Origin of the sequence: Olivibacter sp. SDN3 (assembly GCF_014334135.1) — a bacterium.
Taxonomy (GTDB): Bacteria; Bacteroidota; Bacteroidia; order Sphingobacteriales; family Sphingobacteriaceae; genus Olivibacter.
Genome location: NZ_CP060497.1, coordinates 2,104,580 through 2,121,035, shown reverse-complemented (window position 1 = coordinate 2,121,035; position 16,456 = coordinate 2,104,580). Strand labels below are relative to the sequence as shown.

At 38.4% G+C, this 16,456-nt stretch carries 16 protein-coding genes; all 16 read right to left on the bottom strand.

Annotation, left to right across the window (positions count from 1 at the left end):
* Positions 1-2 precede the first annotated feature (2 nt).
* The 16 genes from H8S90_RS08685 to H8S90_RS08610 all read right to left on the bottom strand — a co-directional run bounded on the left by H8S90_RS08685 (position 3) and on the right by H8S90_RS08610 (position 16,298).
* Positions 3-1,163 (bottom strand): O-antigen ligase, encoded by a 1,161-nt coding sequence (locus tag H8S90_RS08685; RefSeq protein WP_187342161.1) that lies wholly within the window; start codon positions 1,161-1,163, stop codon positions 3-5.
* 35 nt (positions 1,164-1,198) lie between these two features.
* The gene (locus H8S90_RS08680) at positions 1,199-2,152 is read right to left on the bottom strand and encodes a beta-1,6-N-acetylglucosaminyltransferase (RefSeq protein WP_187342160.1); all 954 of its coding nucleotides are present in this window, start codon (positions 2,150-2,152) and stop codon (positions 1,199-1,201) included.
* Between the two features lie 26 nt (positions 2,153-2,178).
* A complete protein-coding gene (locus H8S90_RS08675; RefSeq protein WP_187342159.1) occupies positions 2,179-3,033 on the bottom strand; it encodes a polysaccharide pyruvyl transferase family protein in 855 nt (284 codons plus the stop codon).
* Positions 3,034-3,101: 68 nt separating this feature from the next.
* A complete protein-coding gene (locus H8S90_RS08670; protein WP_187342158.1) occupies positions 3,102-4,256 on the bottom strand; it encodes a glycosyltransferase family 4 protein in 1,155 nt (384 codons plus the stop codon).
* Between the two features lie 15 nt (positions 4,257-4,271).
* Complete coding sequence (locus H8S90_RS08665) at positions 4,272-5,153, bottom strand: glycosyltransferase family 2 protein (protein WP_187342157.1); 882 nt, start codon at positions 5,151-5,153, stop codon at positions 4,272-4,274.
* A gap of 27 nt (positions 5,154-5,180) precedes the next feature.
* Complete coding sequence (locus H8S90_RS08660; protein WP_187342156.1) at positions 5,181-6,329, bottom strand: polysaccharide pyruvyl transferase family protein; 1,149 nt, start codon at positions 6,327-6,329, stop codon at positions 5,181-5,183.
* 19 nt (positions 6,330-6,348) lie between these two features.
* Positions 6,349-7,410, bottom strand: coding sequence for a nitroreductase family protein (locus tag H8S90_RS08655; RefSeq protein ID WP_187342155.1), 1,062 nt, complete (start codon positions 7,408-7,410; stop codon positions 6,349-6,351).
* 2 nt (positions 7,411-7,412) lie between these two features.
* Complete coding sequence (locus H8S90_RS08650) at positions 7,413-8,861, bottom strand: lipopolysaccharide biosynthesis protein (RefSeq protein WP_187342154.1); 1,449 nt, start codon at positions 8,859-8,861, stop codon at positions 7,413-7,415.
* 282 nt (positions 8,862-9,143) lie between these two features.
* Positions 9,144-10,241: a GDP-mannose 4,6-dehydratase gene (gmd, locus tag H8S90_RS08645; RefSeq protein WP_187342153.1), complete on the bottom strand. Its 1,098-nt coding sequence runs from the start codon at positions 10,239-10,241 to the stop codon at positions 9,144-9,146.
* A gap of 43 nt (positions 10,242-10,284) precedes the next feature.
* The gene (locus H8S90_RS08640; RefSeq protein ID WP_187342152.1) at positions 10,285-11,226 is read right to left on the bottom strand and encodes a GDP-L-fucose synthase; all 942 of its coding nucleotides are present in this window, start codon (positions 11,224-11,226) and stop codon (positions 10,285-10,287) included.
* Positions 11,227-11,264: 38 nt separating this feature from the next.
* On the bottom strand, positions 11,265-11,774 hold the full coding sequence (locus tag H8S90_RS08635) for a phosphoheptose isomerase (protein ID WP_222852263.1): 510 nt from the start codon (positions 11,772-11,774) through the stop codon (positions 11,265-11,267).
* A 624-nt stretch (positions 11,775-12,398) separates the two neighbouring features.
* Positions 12,399-12,881, bottom strand: coding sequence for a phosphoheptose isomerase (locus H8S90_RS08630; protein ID WP_187342151.1), 483 nt, complete (start codon positions 12,879-12,881; stop codon positions 12,399-12,401).
* Positions 12,882-13,174: 293 nt separating this feature from the next.
* Complete coding sequence (locus tag H8S90_RS08625; protein ID WP_187342150.1) at positions 13,175-14,269, bottom strand: mannose-1-phosphate guanylyltransferase; 1,095 nt, start codon at positions 14,267-14,269, stop codon at positions 13,175-13,177.
* A gap of 30 nt (positions 14,270-14,299) precedes the next feature.
* Positions 14,300-14,749, bottom strand: coding sequence for a hypothetical protein (locus H8S90_RS08620; protein ID WP_187342149.1), 450 nt, complete (start codon positions 14,747-14,749; stop codon positions 14,300-14,302).
* Between the two features lie 42 nt (positions 14,750-14,791).
* The gene (locus H8S90_RS08615; protein WP_187342148.1) at positions 14,792-14,995 is read right to left on the bottom strand and encodes a hypothetical protein; all 204 of its coding nucleotides are present in this window, start codon (positions 14,993-14,995) and stop codon (positions 14,792-14,794) included.
* 397 nt (positions 14,996-15,392) lie between these two features.
* Complete coding sequence (locus H8S90_RS08610) at positions 15,393-16,298, bottom strand: sugar phosphate nucleotidyltransferase (RefSeq protein WP_187342147.1); 906 nt, start codon at positions 16,296-16,298, stop codon at positions 15,393-15,395.
* Between the last annotated feature and the right edge of the window lie 158 nt (positions 16,299-16,456).

Genomic DNA, 16,456 nt, shown 5'->3' with positions numbered 1-16,456 from the left:
AATTAAAATTTAACATAAGTCAACAATAGCCAATACGTGAATACCGGCGTGCTCACATTGTCCAAAAGGTATCCCTCAAACGTCGAGCTAACCAAAAAAAAGGTTACTAAACCTCTGAATAGATTAACCGTCAACTTGTCAAATTGCGGGAGATTGGAGAAATACAATCTTAGCAATTCAATCAACGTTCTGAAAAAGAAAAAACTACCAAAAAGTCCTGTCGCCACAATAGAAAAAAGATATGCATTTGTGGTTGCGCCTACTCTACCATAACCAAATAGGGGAAGCTCGGAAGCACGTTCTAACATAGAAGCCCAAGTTCCTTCTCTAGTATTACCTCGACCTTCGAAATCTAATGACTGCAGAGTTAAATTAGCATATAGAAAAAGGCCAAAAATTAGCATGCATAGTATCAAAATCGGTTTGAAGGAGTTGTTTTTCAGGGTATAAGCCATTATACATGCCGTACCCAATGTGCCGGACAGGATTGAGGTACGAGAACCTGTTAAAATACAGCAATATATACTTAAGGCCAATGCTAAAACGAAAAATACCTTTGTTTTATATGCCTTAGCTCGTAAGAATAAAGCAAATGACGCAATCCAACATATTGATGCGCACATACCTAGAAAATTCGGATGAGAAGTCACTCCATATAAACGGCCTTTCCAAAATACGTTGGCACTTGGCGACAGGTATACAAAAACGTTAATGGCAATGAAGGCCAACAATCCGTAAAAAAAATAAATCAGCACTCCATTGCGGAGCGATTCATATAATGGAAGCGAACGTATCACATTAAAAAAGTATAAAAAGGTTATCGTCACAAAACTACCTCTAACCAAAAAATCCTGAAAATCATTTCTGTAGAAATAGCTCGTTAAAACAATGATGAACTGGAAAACAAAATAGCATACAAGCCCTGTAGGCACTCCTGAATGCAATTTTTTGTCGACTCTGTTAATGTTGATTAATATAGAAATTAGCATCAATAATCCTACTAATGGTAGCGATAATCTCTGCACTAGTGCAATATAGCTTGGCACAAAATAGCCCAATGCATCATCATCCGCACTTCCGCCTCTAAAAGAACCTAGCAGAAAGATGATGGCGCAAATTACCAGTAATATTTGCTGTTTACTTATATTTACTTTTTGAAACATTAACTCTTTACAATCATTTTTTGCTAAAAAATATGTTACCCTACTACGGCTTTTTTCAACAAATCTTTATCAATTTTATCTAGTAAGGCCCTTGAATGACGTGAAGAAACTTTTCTAACAAAAAGCTGTTCGGAATTCTCTATGAGATCAAAGTCATCCAAGTTAAACCATTTCCTTAAGGAAGAATCTATTATATGAAGGTTAGCGAATGCTGATGTAAACGGCACATAGGGTTCAGTCCCATCATACAAATTAGTTTTTGAAAATTTTGAATTAAAAAATATCGTATGGAAAAACTTTTCGTCAGATGCTAAGGAATATTTAAAGTATTTGCTTAGTTTTTTATGATTAGCAGTATATTCTATAATATATCTAATCACTTCAATATTGAGCGCCCACCATGAAGAGCCGTGAAATATATCAAGCTTATCTCCATCATTATTACGGATATAATTAGGTTTGGTCTTCAACGAAGAAACAATTAGATTGAGCATCTTACGGATCACCCTGGTGACAGTTAACGAAAAAATAAAAAAATTGAAAAACAAATAATTTCGTACACAATAATTGTATTTCGGTGTGTTCGCATCCGTAATATTCATTCCCCTAATAAAATTCACCTCCTTCCTATCGTCAAAAAAATTGTGGATATAATCGTTACCCTTAATTGGATAATCAGCGCCAGACATAAAAACAACCTTTTTGTATTCGGTTTGATTGCGATCATTTTCCGTTAAACATCGTCTCAGTAAATTAAGAGTCGCTTGAACTTGAGAAAAACCTCCCCAATACACTTTTATGCGATTATCGCCTGTCAAAAAAAACACGTTATGTTTATCAATTCGTTTTATGAATGGTTCAATTTCTTGCTTCTTGTCAATATGTATAAAAAAATCGGCGTCATCATCCAGTACATCAACTAATCTTTGGAGATGTTCAGGATCACTATGGGCGGCTATTAGATAAGCGATTTTTCTTTTTATTTCCATACTTCACTATGTTTAAACATCCATAATTATTTAAATATATCTTTAGGAAACGCATCTAGTAAGCCTTGCTTCATCCTTTCCAAATCAGGTAATGATGGAGCAGGAACACTAAGCCCTTCTTCTACAGTTTTTACTCTTACAAATTCTTTTCTTCCTGTACTGTAGTAATAGTCTTGATATTTGAATAAATTACCTTTTTCTACCTCATCTAATAAAATAGCAGGAACACCATAAGCTTCAGCTATAATAACCCCATGTAATGAAGAGCTTATTATCAATTTGGCTGAAGCAATTTCATTAATAAAATTCTGCCAGTCGTCCGTCAAAGGAGATAATACAGGGTAGCCCATTTCGATATATTTATCAACCGTTTTCCAATGCGGTATGACCAAAAAGTCTTTTTTTTCTGCAGATATAACCGGCGTATAAAAAGTAGGTAACAAAATTGCGGGGTCGCCATAGACTGTAGGGACATCGTATCCAATTTCTACTAACTTTTCTCTTGTCAACGGTCCTCTAACCGCCCGAACATCAAGCTTTAGTTTTTTCTTTCCAAACTTCTCCGCAACATATTCGAACAGAAAGCCACTTCCATAAACGACGGCATCCGCCGTTAAGAATTGAATGACAGAGCCTATGAAAGTTATCCTTATTGTGCGTTTAGCCTTCAAAGACTTGATCCCCTTGTAATTCAGCAAGTAATGAAAAGTCACCTTTGATAACAAATCGCCCACATTAGGCTTTTTTTCTGGTCCGATTTTTTCGTTAAAATACATCAGATTAACGTGATATGGTCTTATCAACCTTTTATAATCACCAAATATTATAAGCCTTCCTGCAATTTTTTTTGTCCACTTATTCAGAAGTATTTTCTTTATCATAAAGTCTGATTAGTTATAAAAATCATCAAGTTTGTATCTATCATTATTGCATCTCAAATTGCACACTGCTAGGAGACCAACTTGCACAAGTTTTGAAATGAAACTCCAATTGAAAAATTAGAAACCGCATGCGTTCTAATAGCTTTGCCTTCTTGTTTAATGGTACTACTTTTAATGGCCTTCTCTATACCTTTTGCATAAGAATCTGGATTAGGTAAGTTGACGAGCCAGCCTGTTTTCCCGTCAACGATAGTCTCTGCTGGGCCTCCTAGTTTCATCGCTATTACAGGTTTTCCCATCATCATTGCTTCAATAACGGTAAGGCCAAAAGGTTCAGCGTCTCTACGCGAATTGATAATTACATCCACAAGATTATAATAGCGTTCAACATCCTTTACTGTGGGATGAAAATAAACTTCTTCAGTTAAACCTAAATCGTTCACTAACTTATTACAATGGGAAAAGAACGATGAATGTTGATCATCCACACCGAGTAAGAATAAACGCAATTGTTTCTCTGGATACAATTGTTTGACCCTTGCGATACTTTCGATAACAATGTCCTGCGCCTTTCTTTTGCCCAAACTAGCAAAGATTCCAAAAACGAAATCGCCTTCATCGAACCCAAAGTCCTTTTTCTGAAAAGGTTGTTGAACTGCATCAGGATCAAAGCGGCTCTCATCAACACCAAGATGCAGAACATCTGGCTGAAAGCTCCCTTTGGCAATAGATGTAGCAGTGTAATGACTATTAGCTATTACATGTATATTTCCCAAACGACATACCAGTCTAGTTATTTTTTTATTGATATCTAAAAAATAACCGTTGCCAACGGTATTTGGCATAATCCAGCACTTTGTTAGACTATTTGGCAGTAAAGCAGCAATCTGGGTGAGATTAGGCGACCGATAGATAAAGGTATCATAATTATCCTGTTTGATTATCGCCTTTAGCGATCGTAAGATTTTTTTACTCAAAGTGAATGTGCTGTATAGATTTCGTAAGAAGGCGACAGTACTACCGCTAGCTACTTGTGGAGGTTCATAACCTAGACAAATGACACGCTGCCCTGCTTCCTCAAGAGCTTCTACCATCCGGCCGGACGCAATACTTACAAATTGTAATGCAATCTCTCCTTTAATGAATTCTCCAGCAAAAGAAACCGTGGCTCTAGAGATGCCAAATCCTTCACGACCATTTACTAACCACAATACTTTTTTCATTTTTTTCCCAAATTATTATCTTAGTGCTTTTCCTCCGAACAACAAACGAAAGTACTCGTATATCATAATTACATATATATATAATACTACGATAAAAACTTTTGCCTTTTCCTGAAAAATCAGCTCACTCCGACGAATTCTCCTCAAGCTAATCCATACGACAGTGTAAAAAAGGTATGGTATATATACAAACTCTTTGAAGATACCTTTAGCTGTTTTGAAATCATATTTTTTCTTCCCACCGAAAACGCGCCGCTTTTTTTGGCCTATCTCCCGTAATGTCCTCCTTGCTGGATGTCTTACGATGACATCTTTTGCATAAACCAACCTATTGTCTACTCGCTCATTTGCACGCCAATTCCATCCAAAATCTTCCCCGGATTTCTTATTCCCATCAAAAAGCCCAACTTCCAAAAACAAACTTTTTTTTACTAAAAAATTAGCGGTGATAGAGGCCTTATAAAGCCTCACATTCTTCTCCTGATCAAATGCGAAAATATACTCGTACAATTCAGCCATTGTTTTTTTCGTAAGATCATTAAAAAAAATAACCACGTTTCCAGCGATACGCTGTATTTGTTCATTCTTAAAGTACTCGGCTGCATTAGTCAGCCATAAAGAATCTATTATGCAATCTGCATCTGTAAAGGCTAAAATTTCTCCACGAGCTTGACCGACAGCCAAGTTTCTAGCAGCATAAGATCCAGGGGCAGGCTGATGTAATATCCGGACATTGGAAGCAGCAACCAAATCAGCAGGAACCTTATGAATAGGATCATTATCTACCACCAAAATCTCATAGTCATTTAACGGAAAATGCATATCCGCCAAAGAGGCCAAACATTTTTGCAAACTTTGCCAATCTTTATATGTAGGAATGATAACCGTGAACTTCATAAACTAATCTATTTTCTCAGCGAGAACCTATCCCTGTAGAACACTAAATACTTGCTCCCACATTTCTTCTGACAACTCTTTCTGCTTTTTTCCAGCTTGGTGAAGTTTTTCACTGATTTCACGTGCGGTATCAGGCTTAATTACCAATTCTATCTTTCTTTCCACCTCTTCAGAATGCAAATCCTCATTTGATAATAATCCTTCTACGAAACCGTAATCTTCCATAAGAGCCAAATATTTATGACTCCACCCTATACATAAGCAGGGAATTGCTTGAGACAAAGCACTAACCAAACCATGAAAACGAGATGTTATAATTGCCTTGGAGAGACCTATAATCCCTTTTACCTTTAATGGGTCATCCTCTTTCAAAATTGGAATATCCTGCCCGAATTTTTGATTAACATCTTTTGCAAGTTGTAAGTCCTTTGCTCCCTCATGAATTAGAAAAAAGGGGTTTCTACCAAGACTTTGCACTTTTGTCACTATTCGGTTCAAGACATTTAGATAATCGTCGCGATCTTTAAAAGTGCTTGACTCCAACAACTTATTATTCGGGATAATAGCAACTTCCAGCTCATCAGGATTAAAATCCACTGGTTTGAGCCCCTTTATCAAGTTAGTAAAATCAGGCTTCAGAAAAATATGTTGTTGATTGGCTTTCAGTGTTTTTAAATAATCAAATGAGTATTTATCCCTCGCAAATATGAGATCTGCCTCATTTAATATCGTTTCCATCTTACTTATCAAAGCAGGTTCTGTAAAAGGACCAAAAGCTTGTGGTAATACAATAATTTTCTTGCCATGAAGTTTCCACTTATGAATGTGGTCTGCGAGTCGTTGACCTGCTTTTGCTTCACCCCAAAAATCACCAAAAGCAAATCCAGAACCATCCAGAACCGCATCTACTTCTTTCGGTAAAATGAATTTGAAAGAACGTCGAATAAATTTCGGCACAAAAAAGCCCAACTTCGCAGTATTTAAACCATAGATCCTTTTATTCAACTTGGTGTAAACACCCACAGATCTCTGTTTATTTATTGGAGCACTGCCACCACGATGCTCCATCACAAATATAGTATCAGGCCATTTTTCCTTTACTTTGCTTAAAACAGCATGTAACATTAGTTCTGCACCTTTGTTTTGAAACTCTACACCGCGTAATTCTATAACCATTGTTCTATATAATTATATTTTAATTGTATTTCCTTATTTGATTGATGGACCTTTTTTCTGAAAATGCAACTAATCCCTCAGGATCTGCGTACCCCAGCCCCATGCACATTAATGGTCTTTGATAAGTTTTCAAAGCTAAAAACTTAGCCATTTTCTTCTCATTGGCCTCAATGTCAGGCCAGTTGATAGCACAACTTCCCAAACCTAAAGTCTCCAACGCTAACATAAAGGACATGGCTGCCAAGGAGGCATCAATATAGATGACGTGTCTATCCCGCTCGTCAAAATAAGCATCTAAACTACCGACCAACACCACGAACACAGGGATGCTATGCCCATATCCCTTCGTACCCATAGGTAAAGACACGCCTTGTTCTACCAACTCTTTCTGGTCAAAAATTCGAAATTCAAACGGCTGCCTATTGCAAGCGCTCGGCGATTGATTTGCTGATAAAACAGCTTTGTCAATTAAGTCACGCGGCACTGGTTTATCTAAAAACCATCGAACAGATCTACGCTGCCTACAAAGTTTGTGAAATTCCTCGTAGGTAATCTGGCTCCTATCTTCTACCAAACGAAAATAGGGTATTGACTTTATCTTTATATCACAGATCGATGCCGGTAAAGGTTGCTCGCTAATAATCTTATTAAATTTTTCTCCTAACTGTTTAATCAAAGGATCTTCGCTCCCGGCAGACCTGAAGTATTCACCCAAAACATCATGGAACCATTTCAATTGCAAATTATCACCCCCTTCTAGTGCAGAGGATTTCCAAACGCCCTCAAAACTATCTAGTGTCTCTTTGATATAACCTTTTCCAAAAACAGGTCGTCTCGGGCGCATTAGCAGACCTTTTTCAATACGATGGGTATCTCTGACCAACAAAAAATAATTAGATTTCGCCTTTTCGGAATCATGCACATGTTTTACCCGACCAGCTAACACGGCCTGTACCTCTCTTAAAAACGATTTATCGAAAATTAAATAATATAAAAATGCTCGTTTAGGCGACTTAGCACAGAAAGCAGGTAATTTCTCCCGTATTAATATTTTAAACCTTTTTTTTATATTTTTTATCATATCTATTTTTGTCTAGCTAACTTTAACTGCTTTACCTGTACTTTCAATTCATGTCCCATCAACAGCCATATGCTGAAACAATACGACACGAACTGAATTATCAGCGAAATATAAAAGTTAAAACCTAACTGCTCATAAATAAAGTATCCAATCAAAAAACCAACTATAGATGCGATCCAAGGATTTTTTACCGCGTTTATAAACTCTGTTGTCTTTACTTTAATATTTAACAGATTGTTAAAAGTATACTGAGCGATGATTACCGCAATGATTTTATTGATCAATACAGCACATGATGCCCCTAAAATTCCATAAAAATGGATTCCGGCCACTAACATGGGAACAAAAATCGATGATTTGAATAACTGTAACTTCATTTCTAAATCCGGTCGCCCCATACCACGAATAAGTGCTGTATTAGAATTCACCATCATATGAAACATCACTGCCACAGCCATTATTTTCAGAGGGATAATCGACGCCTCCCATTTATCGCCGAAGAAGTTTTCAATAATAGGGCGGGAAAAGGTAAAAAAAGCTAACATGATCGGGTAAATAATTAAGCTATTATAATTGACCACCTTGAGGTAATAATTTTTGAGAGCTACTGGCTCGTTTTGCTTCTTACCGTACATGGGATACATTACATTATTGATAACAGCCATCAGTCTACTGCGAAACGTGTCTGTTAAACCAAATGCGAATGTATAAGCACCTAACGCACCAGCGCTCAAAAGTTTTCCAATCAGCAAATAATCAATATTGTTGATTAAATAGTTCGCCACATTTGTTCCAGTGGTGTAAACACCGAAACCGAAAATATCCTTAAAAGCCTTCCTGTCCCAAATAAATTTCGGCAGCCATCCAGTGGCCCTAAAATACAATGGTATCGCTACCAATATCGATGCAACCGAATTGAAAGCTAGAGACCAAACGCCCGCACCCCACAGCGCTAAACCTAAAGCTATGCTCCCAGAAATAATATTTGAAGTATTATCTACAAATGCAATTTTCTTGAAGTTCATCTTCTTAGTTAACTGCGCCTTATTGACCAAGTTTATCGGGCTCGATAATATTCCCAAGCTAATAACAGGAATGAGAGATCTCAATAATGGTTCATCATAAAATAATACCGCCAAAGGAGCCACGCCAAAGCTAATGATGAGATACAGCGCAGTTGACCAAACTATACCTGTCCAGAATGCCGTATGGTAATGGGCTGCTGTTAATTGTTGTTCCTTCTTTTGGACTAGAGCGGCCCCAATTCCCAAATCATTTAGTACTTGGACAAAACCCGTAAAAACGGTAGCCATGCCAACCAAACCAAATTGTTCAGGAAACAGTAAACGGGCTAATACCAGTCGTATAATAAAGGCGAATCCTTGATTGACGACCATTTGGAATCCTGTCCAGAAAATTCCTTTAACAACTAATTTTTTTTCGTTATTCATTTAATTTGAATTCGCCAATGATCTCATTAACTAACGAATTGTATTAGTAGTACTTCTAATACCTAATGTTTCGTACATATTAAATTATTAAATATTCTCCCATCCTAAACACATAATATTTGGATTTTTTTAAAAAGAGCTATCAGCGGATCTATTTTACAGTATAAATTTTAACAGATTTCACGTTATTTTCCTATATTACTACCTAAAAACCAACACAAAGTCTATCAAGATTTAGTTTTTTGTAGTGAAAAGCAACTGATGAAATGTCGTTCCGAAGAACTACCCTGCCAAATGCTCCCACTGTGTTTTATTATCTTTCCTGAAGATCTCTACATCAGAAGCCACCATCTCTTTACACAAAGCAGGTAAGTCATATTCCGGCTCCCAACCTAGCTTGGTTTTAGATTTAGTAGGATCGCCAATCAATAATTCCACTTCCGTTGGACGGAAGTAGGCTGGGTCTACAGAAACCACCTCTTGCCCTACTTCTAGTTTAAATTCATCATTGGAAATCGACTTCACATACCCTTTCTCGTCAACACCCTCTCCTTTGAACTCTATTTCTGCACCAACCTCGGCAAACGCCATTTTTACGAAGTCGCGCACATGCGTGGTGATACCTGTTGCAATAACGTAATCCTCAGCTTTATCCTGCTGTAAGATAAGCCACATGGCCTTTACGTAATCTTTGGCGTGCCCCCAGTCGCGCTGTGCGTCTAAATTTCCTAAGAACATTTTTTCCTGTAAGCCCAAAGCGATGGCTGCAACCGCACGGGTAATTTTGCGGGTTACAAAGGTTTCGCCACGTAAAGGGCTTTCGTGGTTGAACAAAATACCATTACATGCATATAGATCGTAGGCCTCACGATAATTAACCGTGATCCAATAGCCGTACAATTTAGCTACAGCATAAGGGCTACGTGGGTAAAATGGTGTAGTTTCTGATTGTGGAACCGCTTGCACTAGACCATAAAGTTCAGAAGTGGAGGCTTGATAAATACGTGTCTTCTTCTCTAATCCAAGTATACGTATAGCTTCCAAAATTCGTAACGTGCCTATGCCATCTGCGTTAGCTGTATATTCGGGTGTGTCAAAACTCACCTTTACATGACTCATTGCCGCTAAATTATAAATCTCATCCGGTTGTGTTTCCTGGATGATGCGGATGAGATTCGTACTATCCGTCATATCGCCATAATGCAAGCGGAAACGTACATTTTCACTGTGCGGGTCTTGGTATAAGTGATCAATACGATCGGTATTGATTAATGATGAACGACGTTTGATACCGTGTACCATATAACCTTTTTCTAATAGCAACTCGGCCAAGTAGGCGCCATCTTGCCCATTTACTCCAGTGATTAATGCTGTTTTCATATTAATTTTAAATAATTTTTATTTTATCTTCAAGAAATTATAATCAACGCTCGGCCACCATTTCGGCATTTACGAAATCGGTATAAGCTTGTTCTATTCCTTGTCTTAAGGAGGTATGGTGTTTCCAGCCCAGGCGATGCAGCTTTGATACATCCATCAGCTTACGGGGGGTACCATCAGGCTTAGACGTATCGAAAGTAATCTCACCTTCATAACCTACGATATCTTTGATCAGGACTGCCAAATCTGCGATAGCTAGATCCTCTCCCGTACCCACATTGACCAGCTCCCTGCCATCATAGTTTTCCATCAAAAAAATACAGGCTTCGGCTAAGTCATCGGCATAAAGAAATTCACGAAGAGGTTTACCTGTACCCCATATGGTTACCTCAGGCAATTTATTCTCCCTTGCTTCATGAAAACGCCGGATAAGTGCGGGCAAAACATGCGAATTCTGGGGATGATAATTATCTCCTATGCCATATAAATTAGTAGGCATAACGCTGATAAAGTTTGCTCCATATTGATCTCTGTAAGCCTCGCAAAGTTTGATGCCGGCTATCTTTGCTATGGCATAGGGCTCATTGGTGGGTTCTAGAAGACCAGTCAATAAATATTCCTCTTTTAAAGGCTGTGGAGCAAGTTTCGGATAGATACAGCTGCTTCCTAAAAACATTAATTTTTTGATTCCATTAACATGGGCGGCATGGATAATATTAGCTTCCATGATCAGGTTGTCATAAAGGAATTCTGCACGATAGGTGTTATTTGCTACGATACCCCCCACCTTAGCAGCAGCTAAAAAAACATAATCCGGCCTTTCTCTGTCAAAAAAATCATTTACAGCTAATTGATTACGTAAATCAAGCTCAGAAGAGGTTCGCTCGATAAGATTTTGATACCCTTGCTTTTTTAAATTACGCGAAATGGCTCCTCCCACCATTCCTCTGTGCCCTGCAACATAGATCTTTGCATTTTTATCCATTATGGTCTGTATTTCAAAGTAATTGTGTAAACGATTTATCAGATTAAATAAGTCCCTTTTGTTGATTCCAACCTCACCACGTCTTGCTCATCCGACGGTTGCGCCCCGTCTTCCGGTAACTGCCACAGCTGAGCAACAACACCCCAATCGTGCAAACCAACGAGCTGATGTCGTTTACTTACTCCTAAGTATACCCACTCCCCAGCGTCCTTATGTTCAATCGCACCTAAAACATCGTCATCGCTGGTAACTACGCCTACCTTACCTACCAACACTTGCCAAATCTCTGCACGCCGTAAATGGTATTGCCAAGCAATGCGTTTACCAGGTGCTACCACCAAAATTTTAGGCTTTACTACGCGATGACGCTCTTGTTCCAAATCTTTACCGCTGAAATAAATACGAGCGAATTTTTCTGCCTGACTTTCCTCAATTAAAAGGGAGCCTCCCCATGGTTGATTCTGATCTTGGTTTACCACTTTAAAACCTTGCGAAGCTAACTTGATCTTAACTTCTTCAAAAAGATCACATTTGTTGGATATACGCATCTAATAGAAATTAATTTATATATGAGAGAATGTTTTTAATACCATCTATCAGGCGTGTTGATTAAAAATAGTATAGTAATTTGTTCATTCTGTTCATTAAATTCCCTTGAATTTCGTTGCGCTTTCTCGTACACAAAACCCTTGCCACTATTAAATATCGTCCTGAGAAATGAACTTTTTATATTAAAAATACAATTTTATAAAAAATTTATCAATAAAAGATATAAAATGATAAAAAATTACAAAATCTTCATATTAATTTCATTATCCACCACAAAAGTAAGAAAATTACCGGTTATACAAGAATACACAGTATACCATGTATACAAACGAACATATTTTGTGTAAGAAATACACCCTTATCTCAAAAAACGTACTGGATTTAATACAAGCTGTATATTTTTACATACAATTTGTAAAATGGCTCTCAATTTTTTTTCCATAAAAAGAGAAAAGGCCTACCCAAACAGCTATCGCTGTTTTGAATAGACCTTAAAAAAAACGAAGATTGGGTATGGCGATGTTGATTAGCCCATTAGGTACTCCTGCCGGGTTTCGCTATATTTTTTAGCTTTGTTATCTTTCTTGGAGGTTATACGTTTCTTTTTTTATATTGAGCTGATATTAATAGGTGAAACCCGAAGCCAGACGTACCACATCTCCGTCATCTGATGGCTGTGCAAGATTACTGTGCTTCCAAAGTTGGGCAACAACACCCCAATCATTGAGTCCTACCAGCCGATGACGATCGCCGGGATGCAGTTGAACAACTTCTCCACAGCTTTTAACCCGCAAGGGCTGTTCTTCATCATTCTTACTCACCACTATACCTACCTCGCCAACCAGTACCTGCCAAAATTCGCTCCTTCTAAGGTGGTATTGCCAGTGGATGGCTTTACCCGGTGCTATCACCAAAATCTTTGGACGCTGCGGCAAATAGAGTTGTTTGCTGGCAAAAAAAGTATCAGCAAACTTATGGGCATGTTCTTCGTCGATCTGTAGAGTACCGCCCCACGGAAAAAAGTCTTGTCCTATTACCCGGAAGCCTTCTCGCTGAAGCTTTACTTTCACTTCCTCAAAAAAATCGGTCTTGTTAGAAATACGCATACAAATTCGTTTTAATTTTAAAGCAAAAAATCTAAATTAACCGGATATTTTATCTAGGCACCTATTGTATCTATAGATGCTATAAATCCTCCTCATCACCGGAATGACCATATCCGATAATCATGATAATCATTTAAATCAATTAGCTAAAAATAGCCAAAACAAAACATATACTGAACAACAGCGGTTTGTACGTATAAGGAATTGGTGGGTTTTGTATAGATTTAGGAATGGGAATGTAAAGTCAGCAGTAGCGGGCAACAAAACTGCCCACCAACTGATAACCCTTTAACTTAAATATAGGCGGAACCAAATTGCTTGGTGGCATCGGCCACGACCTGCTTAACTTCTTGTTCACTACTAATTGGGCAAATCAATAAGGTATCATTCGCTTCCGCAATAATGTAATTATGCAGATCTTTGATCACCACTTTTTTCTGCCCGGGAATATTGACCATACAATTGCTGCTATTGTACAAAATAACATTATTGGCATCGGGAATAAGCACATTGCCGGAAGTATCTTTATCGCTCAGACCATAAACTGATGTCCAGGTACCGAGATCCGACCAGCCGAAATCTACCGGAAGTACGTAAACCTTTTTACTTTTTTCCATCAATGCATAATCTATGGAAATGCTGTCACAAGATGGATAGTTTTCCTGTAAAAACTTTTCTTCCCGTGCAGTATTATAGACATCCTGTCCTTTTTTAAAGACAGCATTTAATTCAGGGGTATATTTCTCTAACTCACGTAGCACATTTTGTGCTTTCCAGATAAAAATACCCGCATTCCAAAGAAAAGAACCGCTGGACACATAAGCTTTTGCCGTATCCAGATCTGGCTTCTCTTTAAAAGCACTTACTTTGCTGAAAGCATTAAAAGCTGGAAGGCTTTCGTCTGATAACTGGATGTAACCATAACCGGTATCTGGACGGGAAGGCTTAATACCTAAGGTAATCAGGGCTTCTGATTTGGCTGCCGCCACTAATGATGAAGCGACATCTTCCAGAAACTGATGCGTATCCTGAATGAGATGGTCTGACGGTGCAATAACCATAGTAGCTTCCGGATTCAAAGCCTGTAATTTATGACAGGCATAGGCAATACAGGGTGCCGTGTTACGCATAGCAGGCTCGCCAATGATGCGCTCGGTACCTTCGATACCCAGCTGCTCCTGTACTAAAGTTATATATTTATGATTGGTAAGAATATAGATATTTTCTTCTGGAATAATTTGCTTAAAACGTTGGTAAGTATCTTGAATAAGTGTTTTGCCTGTGCCCAACACATCAATAAATTGCTTTGGAAGAGCGGTTCTGCTAACTGGCCAAAAACGGCTTCCAACCCCTCCCGCCATAATAATGGCATACTGGTTTTTATTCATCTGTTTCTTTTTTGTTCTTAAAAAATCATCCTAGATTGCTAACTGTCTTTGGCCAGCAGATAACTCCAATCTTGCCAATACCAACATGCCATCCGTATAAGTCACGCGATAATTTGCGCCATTGCTTGGCACATACCCATCACCCGTAAGTAAATATTTTGCTCCAGCTCCACTGCCTGCTTTATCACCAATTGTTATGCCAGCGGAACCATAGAGCACTTTCAGATAAACATGTTCACTCCCCTCCAGTAAAGTTAATAGATCGGCCTCATTTTTAATAAATCTTATGCTACATCCGATAACGGGGTAGTTGATTTTTACCTCTTCAAAATGTAGTTGAACGAAACTATCAAATTGACCTTTGGATATTGTTAACGTATTCTCTAAAATATCCTGCTGCAATACGGCCTTATCAAAGATAAAGCCCTGCTTAAGCAAGAGGGAATAAGTGTCATAAAAAATGTCGTGCGTCTGATCCATAAAGTATAACATTGCTAAGTCGAAAGCATGTTAGAGCGGACGTTAAGCATCAAAAAGTGTGAGATAATCATTGTTTACTTCAAATTCGTTGAATGCAGTGCATTCTTCTCCCTCCTCGGTACCATCATCCCTTTCTTTTCCCCGATCTAACTGCCAGTTATTTCCATTTGAAGGATACAACATACGTTCTTGCCCAGCAAGACCCGTGTCTATTCCATACTTTCTATTGATCAAAATCCCTTCCATATTCTAATTAGGTTAGTAGGTAAGCTGAGCAAAGATAAGTAATATCCATTACTAAAAAAACATGGCCTTCAGCCATTTCTTTTAAATGGACATTTGGTATCACTTCATGGTATAAAATGTACGTAAACACTTAGTACACCGGTAATGCTTAAGCGGAAGAAAACCTAAAAATGATTTGATGACCATTCCCCGTCTGATACGGATACAATCCTTCGCTCCACAATATCGGCAACTAATTTCTCCTGATTGCTGTATCTTATCTGCTTGTTCTGTAACTTTCATCTTCGTCGGTTTTTAAGGGCTGATACCATAAAGATACCAATGCCGTATTACCGCCAAAAACGAAAGTGTACAAACAACACAATATTGTGTAAGAATGTGTAAAAGCGAGAAGAAACTATACCCACAGCTGATTGGGATACACCTCCTCCGAAACCAGCCCGGCCAAGGCCTCCTTCACTAAAGGCTTATCTTCCTGATAAGTTACACCGAAACAAGGTGCATTTACCTGCAATACCTTAAATTTAGCTTTTCCAGCCTGCAACAATTGCTGTGCCGCTTCAGGAATTAAAAACTCGGCCTTAGGATCTGCTTTCTTGACGGCTACAAAGTCTTTGAACAAGGGCTCTAACAGTGCAAAGATGGCTGGCGTAAAACCCCAAAAGTTCATTGAAACGGGAGCATCTGCCGGTAAGGTACCTGGCGTACCATCAGCTTGCTCAAACTCAATAAGTCCTTCGGCGTTGCGATATACTTTAGCCCGCTCATCCAATTGCTGCAGATAGCCTTCGGCACTAGTGGCACATACCCCTCTGGTTACCGGTCCACTATCCGATAGCGTCTCGCCAATGGTATAACCTAATAAAGCAAAATGATCATCGGCCGCCTCATTCGTTAAAAAGGCCGCCATCTGCTCAAAGGCGGTAGCACTGTAAAAGTCGTCAGCATTGATTACACAGAAGTTTTCTTTAACCAGATTTCTGGCGGCAAGCAGTGCATGACCTGTACCCCATGGCTTGGCCCGTTCTATGTTTTCATGGATGCCGTATTCATCTAGCTGCGGCTCCTGGAAGGCATATACAACTTCAATTTTGCCACTGATCTTATCGCCGAATTTTTCCTGAAAAGTTGCTTGGTGTTCCTTACGGATAATAAAACACACTTTACCAAAACCTGCACGGATGGCATCGTAAATGGAATACTCTAAAATGGTTTCATTGTTAGGTCCAAAACCATCGGTTTGCTTATTGCCTCCATAACGACTGGCCATACCTGCAGCCAAGATAACTAGTGTTGGTTTCATAGATGTTTGTTTTATGTTTAAAATTTAATTTTTATTTATCACTTTTTTCTATTTACTTTTTTCCGCAAAAAGTAACAAAAACTCGCAGCTGAAAACTTTTGATGACTGGCAGTAGTATTACCTAGCTTTTGCTATTCAAAAGTTTTGAGGCCGCATTA

Excerpts from the sequence above, each read along its gene's own strand:
- H8S90_RS08610 (WP_187342147.1), bottom strand. The coding sequence starts at position 16,298 with ATGAAACCAACACTAGTTATCTTGGCTGCAGGTATGGCCAGTCGTTAT.
- H8S90_RS08675 (WP_187342159.1), bottom strand. The coding sequence starts at position 3,033 with ATGATAAAGAAAATACTTCTGAATAAGTGGACAAAAAAAATTGCAGGA.
- H8S90_RS08635 (WP_222852263.1), bottom strand. The coding sequence starts at position 11,774 with ATGCGTATATCCAACAAATGTGATCTTTTTGAAGAAGTTAAGATCAAG.
- H8S90_RS08655 (WP_187342155.1), bottom strand. The coding sequence starts at position 7,410 with ATGATAAAAAATATAAAAAAAAGGTTTAAAATATTAATACGGGAGAAA.
- H8S90_RS08680 (WP_187342160.1), bottom strand. The coding sequence starts at position 2,152 with ATGGAAATAAAAAGAAAAATCGCTTATCTAATAGCCGCCCATAGTGAT.
- gmd (WP_187342153.1), bottom strand. The coding sequence starts at position 10,241 with ATGAAAACAGCATTAATCACTGGAGTAAATGGGCAAGATGGCGCCTAC.
- H8S90_RS08620 (WP_187342149.1), bottom strand. The coding sequence starts at position 14,749 with ATGGATCAGACGCACGACATTTTTTATGACACTTATTCCCTCTTGCTT.
- H8S90_RS08615 (WP_187342148.1), bottom strand. The coding sequence starts at position 14,995 with ATGGAAGGGATTTTGATCAATAGAAAGTATGGAATAGACACGGGTCTT.
- H8S90_RS08650 (WP_187342154.1), bottom strand. The coding sequence starts at position 8,861 with ATGAATAACGAAAAAAAATTAGTTGTTAAAGGAATTTTCTGGACAGGA.
- H8S90_RS08630 (WP_187342151.1), bottom strand. The coding sequence starts at position 12,881 with ATGCGTATTTCTAACAAGACCGATTTTTTTGAGGAAGTGAAAGTAAAG.
- H8S90_RS08665 (WP_187342157.1), bottom strand. The coding sequence starts at position 5,153 with ATGAAGTTCACGGTTATCATTCCTACATATAAAGATTGGCAAAGTTTG.
- H8S90_RS08625 (WP_187342150.1), bottom strand. The coding sequence starts at position 14,269 with ATGAATAAAAACCAGTATGCCATTATTATGGCGGGAGGGGTTGGAAGC.
- H8S90_RS08640 (WP_187342152.1), bottom strand. The coding sequence starts at position 11,226 with ATGGATAAAAATGCAAAGATCTATGTTGCAGGGCACAGAGGAATGGTG.
- H8S90_RS08660 (WP_187342156.1), bottom strand. The coding sequence starts at position 6,329 with ATGGTTATAGAATTACGCGGTGTAGAGTTTCAAAACAAAGGTGCAGAA.
- H8S90_RS08670 (WP_187342158.1), bottom strand. The coding sequence starts at position 4,256 with ATGAAAAAAGTATTGTGGTTAGTAAATGGTCGTGAAGGATTTGGCATC.
- H8S90_RS08685 (WP_187342161.1), bottom strand. The coding sequence starts at position 1,163 with ATGTTTCAAAAAGTAAATATAAGTAAACAGCAAATATTACTGGTAATT.